This is a genomic window from Nostoc sp., assembly GCF_036919615.1.
Classification (GTDB): domain Bacteria; phylum Cyanobacteriota; class Cyanobacteriia; order Cyanobacteriales; family Nostocaceae; genus Nostoc.
Genome location: NZ_JBALCN010000018.1, coordinates 24,549 through 32,274, shown reverse-complemented (window position 1 = coordinate 32,274; position 7,726 = coordinate 24,549). Strand labels below are relative to the sequence as shown.

Genomic DNA, 7,726 nt, shown 5'->3' with positions numbered 1-7,726 from the left:
CTCTGTCTACTTCTTGAGGCAGGTTTTGGTTCATAGAAGTGATACTCCTCCTCAAGTGTCACCTTTGTCAAGACTCTGCTACCTGAATCCTTACGTTTGTTTTTCTGATGGGAGCGCAAGTTACAAAGATTTAATATAGAGTGACATCAGCGATACAAGAACAGCCTCATAATCCTTACATGAAAAGGATTACATAAGTTTAGAACCGTAGATCCTGTGACTCTCAAGCAGTGAAGAACTAGATTTCATTCATTACTTCCAGGCGTTAGCTGGCTCAATCTTCGCTACAACGCGAAGAGTCAATAAAAAATAAATCCCAGCCACCCAACGAGTAGATGACTGGTTAAATTGCCTTTACTTGAAGCTAGTAAATAGCTTCGATGATAAAGTTATAAAATCTCAAAATAGATTAGGAAAAATAGCAATGACAGATCCAAAGCCTATTCGCACAGTTCGTCGGGGAAGAATATTCCCTAATATTCAGTGGTCAGAAAAAAAATCTCAATGGAAAGCTCAACAAGAGGCTTTTTACCAACGCAGTAAAGTTATTTTTGACCGAGTTAAACCAGAGTTAATCAAAACTCAGTATAACTGGTACATGGCTGTTGAGCCTGAGAGTGGAGATTATTTCATTGATACAGATGAATTAGCTGCTATAAATAAATCTCGCCAGCACCACCCGAATGCTCCGGTGTTTATATTTCGGATTAATCAAACAGGAATAGCTGGCACAATATGATTCAAGACAGCTTTGGTGATGAATAGCAGCTATTTTTTGAAAGATATTTTAGAGTCATTGGAAGGAATAATTAAATTTTAATTAGCTAGAGAAAAAGCTTCTGCAACCGCTTTTGGTAAATCAATCAATACGAAATAATTGCTAGGATATAAATAGTCTTTACCTGATTCATCAATAACTCTAATCATTCGGTGCTTAACAGCATCAGAATCAGGAACAGTCTGGTAAATTTTCCGAATTTCTAAAGAAGCAGGATAATCTTTGTTGCTAATGCAAACAACATATTGAGTTTCTGTGTTCGCTGACTGCATAACAACTCCTATAGAAAGCGTTTTATTTTGATTTCTTTCTTACCAATTCCGTGGGCTTCATACCAGTGTAACTCAGTTTCATAAATGCTTCCGTCATCTAAGCTAATGGTTGCAAAGCCTTTAAGTTTCCGCCACCGTCCTGAACCATAAGTTTTACGCAAGCGTTCGAGTTCACGAATGGAGTTACCAACAGCAATTATTTCAATATTGGTGATGTCTCCGATAATTTCAAAATTCAAGTAAGCATTACTCCTAGTAAATATTGCAACAAAGAACTTTTAACCACAACCCACCGCCAATCTTCGATTAACCAACTCAGCCGCTAAATGTATTGCTGCTTTCATACTCGTAGCATCAGCAATTCCCTTACCCGCAATATCAAACGCTGTTCCATGATCGGGTGAAGTGCGAACGAAAGGAAGACCAATAGAAGTATTAACTGCCCGATCAAACGCCATCAGCTTCACAGGAATTAAGCCTTGGTCGTGGTAAAGTGCCAAGTAGGCATCAGCAGGATTTTGTACTAAAGAATTTCCATACCAAGCTTGACCAGGTTTAACCCACATCGTATCTGGCGGTATCGGGCCATCTAGCTGTATTTGTGGTCTATTTTGCCGCTCTTGCTCTAACCAGGGAATTAGCCAATCTTGTTCTTCACGACCAAGTTGTCCCTGTTCGCCACTGTGGGGATTTAACCCGGCGATCGCAATTCTCCCATTTTCTATCCCAAAATCTTTCTCCAAACACTCCACCAGCAAATCCAGTTTTTGTGTCAACAACTGCGGTGTCAATATATCGGCTACTTGACGTAGGGGAATATGTGTGGTGACTAGTATTGCGCGGAGTATCCAATTAGTATGGGGCGATCGCGCCACAAATAACATCCCAAAACGGTCTACACCCGATTTTTGTGCCAAAAGTTCCGTTTGCCCTGGATAATTATACCCTGCGGCTTTCCAAGCAGATTTAGCGATCGGCCCGGTGACAATACCATCAAATTTACCAGCGAGTGTTTGAGCGATCGCATATTCCATATAGGCAAAACTAGCCGCACCACTGGCTGCATTACCTATTCCAGTGATAATTTCACCTTTAATTTCCCCATCCAACTGCACATTGCTGATTGACAACTCGTCTGGATTTGACAAAGGTGCTAAATTTTCAGTTAAATTCAGTTTGCGATAAGTCTGTGCCAGTAAATCCCAGTTACCCACCACTGTAACGTCATATTTTTGACTAATTTCCGGATCTGCTAAAGCTTTCAAAATCACCTCCGGCCCAATCCCCGCCGGATCTCCCAGCGTCAGCGCCAAACGCGGACGATTATCTTTGCAAAAATTTACTAAATTACTTTGATTATTTTGATACATAAAATCTCTTCATAATTATTATCATCAATTTTCCCTAATTTCCCCAGATCCCGTTCTCCCAACAGTAAGGATTGCCCCCTAAACCAGTAGGGATTACCTGCTAAACTAGTTTAAAATTATTTACACAGGTCTAATCCTACAGCAACCATTGAAAAGCTTCTGGTAGACCTAGTTTACACACCACTTTGTATAAGGAGAATCACACCAATGGGCGGTGAAATTTTGAATGCAGCTCTATTGTCTTTCGGTTTAATCTTCGTGGGCTGGGGCTTAGGCGCATTGTTACTGAAAATTCAAGGCGGAGAAGAATAATTGAGTGCTGAGTTAGGAGTTAAAAGTTAGGAGTTAGGAGTTAAGAGTTATTATTCTCCCCAATCTCCATTCCCCAATCCGCACTCTCCGTTTCTTTGTGATCAAAAAGTTCTGAACGCCCCAAGCAAGCGCTTATACTTTTCGCTAACTGGGAAAAAAGCTTGTCCGGTTACCGGACAGCCATTTTCTCATAAGTCTATCCAGATAAATTGATTTTCTGAGAAAAGATGTAAACTTTTGTTTGCATAGGTTATTCTGATAACATTCTTTTCATAAAACATTAAAATTTATTACAACCCTCATGACATTATTAATCGTCGGTGCCACTGGCACCTTAGGAAGACAAGTGGCTCGTCGTGCAATCGATGAGGGATATAAAGTGCGTTGTCTTGTTCGGAGCAGTAAAAAAGCAGCTTTTCTCAAAGAATGGGGTGCAGAACTCGTACCGGGAAATTTGCGTTCTCCCGAAAGCCTAGCGGAAGCATTGTCAGGCATAACCCAAGTTATTGATGCGTCAACATCTCGCCCAACAGATTCACTGAGTATCAAACAAGTGGACTGGGACGGCAAAGTAGCATTGATTCAAGCAGCAAAAGCAGCAGGTGTAGAGCGTTTTATCTTCTTTTCGATTTTAGATGCTGATAAATACCCACAAGTGCCGCTAATGGAAATAAAGCGGTGTACAGAACTCTTCTTGGCTGAGTCTGGCTTGAATTACACCATCTTGCGGCTAGCTGGGTTTATGCAAGGGTTAATCAGTCAGTACGGGATTCCCATTTTGGAAGCGCAGCCAGTTTGGGTGACTGGTAATTCTTCTCCCATCGCCTATATGGACACTCAAGACATTGCTAAATTTGCTATCCGAGCATTGAGTGTACCAGAAACGGAAAACCAAGCTTTTCCTGTAGTCGGTACTCGTGCATGGAGTGCAGAGGAAATCATCAACCTGTGCGAACGCTTATCTGGAAAAGACGCCAGGGTAACGCGGATGCCAATAAACTTGCTGCGTGCTGTGCGGGGCTTAATGCGGTTCTTTCAGTGGGGATGGAACGTAGCAGACAGGCTGGCATTTACAGAAGTATTGGCTAGTGGTAAACAGTTAAATGCTTCAATGGATGAAGTATACACAGTCTTTGGCTTAGATCAGCAGCAAACCACAACCCTAGAAAGCTATCTACAAGAGTACTTCAGCCGAATTATGAAGAAGCTCAAGGAGTTAGACTACGAGAAAAATAAAACCAAAAAGCAGAAACCTAAAAAAACTCCTTTTAAACAGTCTTCAAAAGTCAATAGTCAATAGTCATTACAAAACAGAACATTAGTCATTAAACTCTAGACTCTAGATATTTGACTCTAGATTAATGACTACATGGTCAAAAATGTGTAAGGATTACATAATACAGAGCATCGCCTAAACTTGGATATTTGAGTGTGCCGAAAGCAGGCATTATCTACAATGACGTTAAACCGATAGCGGGTCGTGTCGCTATCGAGTTGAAAGACAAGCTAACCGCTGCCGGTTGGAATGTATGTATCACATCGAGTATCGGTGGCATACTGGGCTACTCTAACCCGGATAGTCCTGTATGCCACACCCCCATTGACGGTCTGACGCCCCCTGGTTTTGACTCAGATATGGAGTTTGCAGTGGTGTTAGGGGGAGACGGCACTGTTTTAGCAGCGTCTCGTCAGGTAGCGCCCTGTGGTATCCCACTGCTAACAGTGAATACCGGCCATATGGGATTTTTGACGGAAGCCTTCCTAAATCAATTGCCCCAAGCACTAGAACAGTTGATGGCGGGTGAGTATGAAATTGAAGAACGAGCCATGCTCACCGTTAAAGTGTTTCGGGGAGACTCAGTCCTATGGGAAGCCCTCTGCTTGAATGAAATGGTGCTGCATCGGGAACCTTTGACCTCTATGTGCCATTTTGAAATTGCCATAGGGCGTCATGCGCCAGTAGATATTGCAGCGGATGGTGTGATTGTTTCTACACCTACAGGTTCTACAGCTTACTCATTAAGTGCTGGTGGCCCAGTGGTGACTCCTGGCGTACCTGCTTTACAGCTAGTACCCATTTGTCCCCATTCCCTAGCTTCTAGAGCATTGGTATTTCCAGATACTGAATCGGTCAACATCTATCCAGTCAACATTCCTCGGCTGGTAATGGTGGTAGATGGCAATGGTGGGTGCTATATCCTACCAGAAGATCGAGTATATATGGAGCGATCGCAATATAGTGCCAGATTTATTCGCCTGCAACCGCCTGAGTTTTTCCGAATTTTGCGAGAAAAATTAGGTTGGGGTTTGCCACATATCGCCAAACCAACTTCTGTAGAATTGCCGTAGTCAGGAGTTAGGAGTAGAGACGCGATTAATCGCGTCTGTACAGGAGTTAGGAATCATTAGTCTTTTCTCTTCCCCTACCCCTGCTCTTCTTCCCAATCTGGTGATTTCTTTCCAGAATTACTGGTGTAGGGATGGTATTTGGAGTTAGTTATTAAGATTGCATTGGAGAATTCGATGGCTGACACCTGAACGTGCTAAAACATCCTTAGCAGCGTGTCAAATCAGGATTGCTCCATCACTAAAAACTCGTAATTGCACTTTTAACTGATGTAAAGATTTTCTCTGGAATATCTTTACAATCCCAAATCCAATATCCCAAATTGTTATGACAGTTGCTCAAAGTCCCTGTGTTTTGGTGATTGAAACCGATGATAGCCTAGCAAATCAGCTTTCTTGCGATTTGCAAGAAGCTGGCTACGAATCAATTTTGGCTCATGATGCGACAAGTGGTTTACAACACTGTCGCGATCGCCAGCCTGCTTTAATTGTTTTAGACCGGATGCTAGCTGGAGAATCAGGACTCTCATTGTGCAAAAATCTGAGAAGCACTGGTATGCGATCGCCTGTATTGATTTTAATGGCAAGGGATACAGTCGATGATCGTGTAGCTTGTCTAGAAGCTGGAGCGGATGATTACATCCTCAAGCCTTACCGCTCAGAAGACTTTTTGAAGTTGATTCGCCTCTACTTAAAACCCGATGTGGATACCACGGAGCAGTTGCGCTTTGGGGATTTAATTTTAGACATAGCAACTCGCCGTGCCATACACAACGGACGGGCAATTGACTTGACAATGAAGGAATTTGAACTATTAAAATTCTTAATGGAACATCCTCGTGAGGTGTTAACCCGCGAACAAATTCTGGAAAATGTTTGGGGTTACGACTTTCTGGGTGAGTCTAATGTAATTGAAGTGTACATCCGCTACTTGCGCCTAAAAATTGAAGATGAAGGTCAAAAGCGCCTCATTCAAACAGTGCGAGGCGTAGGGTACGTTTTAAGAGAATCCTAGTACACTGTGGTGTCAGTTTGCCTACCGTTAACAAGGGGATTTTGCACCAAATCTTGTTAATTGAGCTTAAAAACGGCTGTGGATCACAGGACGAATAAAAGCCGTAGGTTTTCTAGCTTAAATTCTGTAAAATTGAAATCTAAATTACAAAATCAAAAATAATTATGACTCGTCGGCTAAGTTTGCTCTCGATATTGCTGAGTATTTTCCTGATGGGTTGTTCTGTACCAACAACAGCTAAACCTCTAAGTCCCACGTCTAATTCTCAAACTCCAGCACCAGAGAGTTTAGGTCAAACACTACCAATTTCTGCAAAAGCCATTGTTCCTAATGGCACAACGATTAAATTAGAGGTAGCGCAAACACCACAACAACAACAGAAGGGGTTGATGTATCGACCAGCTTTGCCAGATGACCGAGGGATGCTGTTTGGCTTCCCTTCAGCACAACCAGTCAGTTTCTGGATGAAGAATGTACCTGTAGCCTTGGATATGGTATTTCTACATAAGGGTGTAGTTAAATATATTCAGGCTGCTGCACCTCCTTGTGCAAGTGAGCCTTGTCTTACCTATGGCCCCAATACACCAATTGATAAGGTTATTGAACTTCGCTCTGGAAGAGCTGCCGAATTGAAGTTGAAAGTGGGCGATATTGTCAAAATTGAGTTTTGAGACTTCGGTGCTTTGCGGGAATAAAGATTTGGGTGGTTACTCTGTTGAAAACATACACTGCCGAAATTTATGTTTTTTTTGTAAAAAATGTGACTTGATGTGGTACAAAGGTCACTTGTAACGCTACTATTTAAAAACTGTGGTAGTAATCTAAAATTCTACTGTCTCCAACCTGAAATCGCAGTCTTAAGGTTTGGTTGCAAAAATATTCCCTTGGGCGCAAGTGTAAATAGTCGCCAATAAGAGAGTATAGGCTATGGAATCTTTATTACTACATGTGTAATTAAATAAAGCACAAAAGTAAACAAGATGAAGACAATTTAACTAAGTAAAAATACTGCTTGAGAATCGAGCAGATGATTTCTACGGAAATTTCTATTTCTCAAACCCTTTATGAGAAGCCTCTCTTGAAGGCAGATTAAAAAAACTGTGCTGGGGTGTATAACCGATAACGGCGCAGTGAAAGATAAAATACTAGCTACTAGCTACCGAGCAATGGTGAACTGATATATGACAATACATTCTGCACAAGGAGGTGAGATACAAATGTCACCATCAAAATATTCTCGGCTGATTCATTTTTTGCAAGAAGATTTGGCAATTTCCACAGCATCACTGGCGGTGGCGCTTCGGCATCGGGAGCAAGATCCGGGTCCTTTGGCAATGATTCTTTGGCAGTATGGGTTGATTACTCTAGAGCAGTTAGAACAAATTTATGATTGGCTGGAGACGGCATAGGTCATACCAATTTTGGATTTTAGATTTTGGATTTTGGATTTTGGATTAAAAGTCTCTATTAAAAGGCTGTTACTAGAATCTCAAATAATAGTATTTATACCAATTTGGTATCATATTAAGTAGCCAAAGTTAGTTTTGTTTGGTATCAAAAACCCTGTACGACTGTCTGCGGACAAATATACTAATGTAGGGCAACTTGGTTGATTTAGAAGAATTGAGCCATG

Annotated in this window: 10 protein-coding genes; 7 read left to right on the top strand and 3 right to left on the bottom strand. The window is 41.6% G+C overall.

Annotation, left to right across the window (positions count from 1 at the left end; all coding sequences use genetic code 11):
* Positions 1 to 424 precede the first annotated feature (424 nt).
* Positions 425 to 739 carry a hypothetical protein gene (locus tag V7K48_RS07085; RefSeq protein ID WP_335070907.1) on the top strand — a complete coding sequence of 105 codons (315 nt, stop codon included), beginning with the start codon at positions 425 to 427 and terminating at the stop codon, positions 737 to 739.
* A 77-nt stretch (positions 740 to 816) separates the two neighbouring features.
* Here V7K48_RS07085 and V7K48_RS07080 read toward each other — a convergent pair whose 3' ends face one another.
* From V7K48_RS07080 to pdxA, 3 genes are read right to left on the bottom strand one after another with little or no spacing between them, the layout of a single operon-like run.
* The gene (locus tag V7K48_RS07080; protein ID WP_335070905.1) at positions 817 to 1,050 is read right to left on the bottom strand and encodes a hypothetical protein; all 234 of its coding nucleotides are present in this window, start codon (positions 1,048 to 1,050) and stop codon (positions 817 to 819) included.
* Between the two features lie 8 nt (positions 1,051 to 1,058).
* Entirely contained in the window at positions 1,059 to 1,289 is a 231-nt protein-coding gene (locus V7K48_RS07075; RefSeq protein WP_273768150.1) for a hypothetical protein, read from the bottom strand.
* A 39-nt stretch (positions 1,290 to 1,328) separates the two neighbouring features.
* Entirely contained in the window at positions 1,329 to 2,420 is a 1,092-nt protein-coding gene (pdxA, locus tag V7K48_RS07070) for a 4-hydroxythreonine-4-phosphate dehydrogenase PdxA (RefSeq protein ID WP_335070903.1), read from the bottom strand.
* 207 nt (positions 2,421 to 2,627) lie between these two features.
* On the opposite strand from pdxA, the gene petM reads away from it, so the two are divergent.
* The 6 genes from petM to V7K48_RS07040 all read left to right on the top strand — a co-directional run bounded on the left by petM (position 2,628) and on the right by V7K48_RS07040 (position 7,502).
* Complete coding sequence (gene petM / locus V7K48_RS07065; RefSeq protein ID WP_109009093.1) at positions 2,628 to 2,732, top strand: cytochrome b6-f complex subunit PetM; 105 nt, start codon at positions 2,628 to 2,630, stop codon at positions 2,730 to 2,732.
* Positions 2,733 to 3,033: 301 nt separating this feature from the next.
* Positions 3,034 to 4,032 (top strand): SDR family oxidoreductase, encoded by a 999-nt coding sequence (locus tag V7K48_RS07060; RefSeq protein ID WP_335070901.1) that lies wholly within the window; start codon positions 3,034 to 3,036, stop codon positions 4,030 to 4,032.
* Positions 4,033 to 4,163: 131 nt separating this feature from the next.
* On the top strand, positions 4,164 to 5,081 hold the full coding sequence (locus V7K48_RS07055) for an NAD(+) kinase (protein ID WP_334972113.1): 918 nt from the start codon (positions 4,164 to 4,166) through the stop codon (positions 5,079 to 5,081).
* Positions 5,082 to 5,406: 325 nt separating this feature from the next.
* Positions 5,407 to 6,093 carry a response regulator transcription factor NblR gene (gene nblR, locus V7K48_RS07050; RefSeq protein WP_334972110.1) on the top strand — a complete coding sequence of 229 codons (687 nt, stop codon included), beginning with the start codon at positions 5,407 to 5,409 and terminating at the stop codon, positions 6,091 to 6,093.
* A gap of 164 nt (positions 6,094 to 6,257) precedes the next feature.
* Positions 6,258 to 6,764, top strand: a complete 507-nt coding sequence (locus tag V7K48_RS07045) for a DUF192 domain-containing protein (RefSeq protein ID WP_335070899.1) — start codon at positions 6,258 to 6,260, stop codon at positions 6,762 to 6,764.
* 510 nt (positions 6,765 to 7,274) lie between these two features.
* Positions 7,275 to 7,502, top strand: coding sequence for a DUF2949 domain-containing protein (locus tag V7K48_RS07040; RefSeq protein WP_012410503.1), 228 nt, complete (start codon positions 7,275 to 7,277; stop codon positions 7,500 to 7,502).
* Positions 7,503 to 7,726: the final 224 nt, after the last annotated feature.